Source organism: Vibrio sp. OPT46 (assembly GCF_015163535.1).
GTDB classification, from domain to species: domain Bacteria; phylum Pseudomonadota; class Gammaproteobacteria; order Enterobacterales; family Vibrionaceae; genus Vibrio; species Vibrio alginolyticus.
In genome coordinates this window covers 1-642 of record NZ_JADDYG010000142.1, presented here as the reverse complement: position 1 = coordinate 642, position 642 = coordinate 1, and the positions used below count along the sequence as shown (strand labels likewise).

1 pseudogene is annotated in these 642 nt (G+C 43.3%); it reads right to left on the bottom strand.

Going from position 1 to position 642, the window contains the following annotated elements:
* Positions 1-259 precede the first annotated feature (259 nt).
* Positions 260-642 (bottom strand): annotated as a pseudogene (locus IQR33_RS06640) (valine--tRNA ligase); the annotation flags it as partial.

The following is a 642-nucleotide window of genomic DNA, read 5'->3' as shown; positions in this document are numbered from 1 at the left end:
GCGACACTAAATGCGATAGTAAAATGCAGTGCTGCGAAAGTTAGTGTCTTTTTCATGATAATTACTCAATCGTGTTTGTTTCGATGAGCTTATTATCGATAATAATTCTCATTAATGCTAATGGGTAATGAGTATTGTTGTGATAGGGGGAAGCTATTGATGATGGTTTTGGTGAAATGTATACAAAAAAGGTTGGCCATGATGACCAACCTTTTGAACCAAAAAGTGAGAAGTGTTAATTCTTCTCTTTCACTGAGGCTTAAAGCGCAGCGATCGTTGTCTTCTGCTCTTCTAGCTTAGCTAGCGTTTCTTTGTAGCCTTCAAGCTTCTCACGCTCTTTAGCAACAACTGCTTCAGGAGCTTTCGCTACGAAGCCTTCGTTACCTAGTTTGCCTTCGATACGCTTGATTTCGCCGTGAGTCTTCTTGATTTCGCCATCTAGACGAGCAAGCTCAGCATCTTTGTCGATCAGACCTGCCATTGGGATCATCAACTCAGACTTACCAACCAGTGCTGTCGCACATGCAGGAGTTTGTTCGCCAGTTTCAAGCACGCGTACTGCTTCTAGCTTCGCTAGTGACATCAGTACTTGCTTGCTTGCTTCTAGACGAGAGGCATCTTCTGCATTTGCTGCTTTCAGCA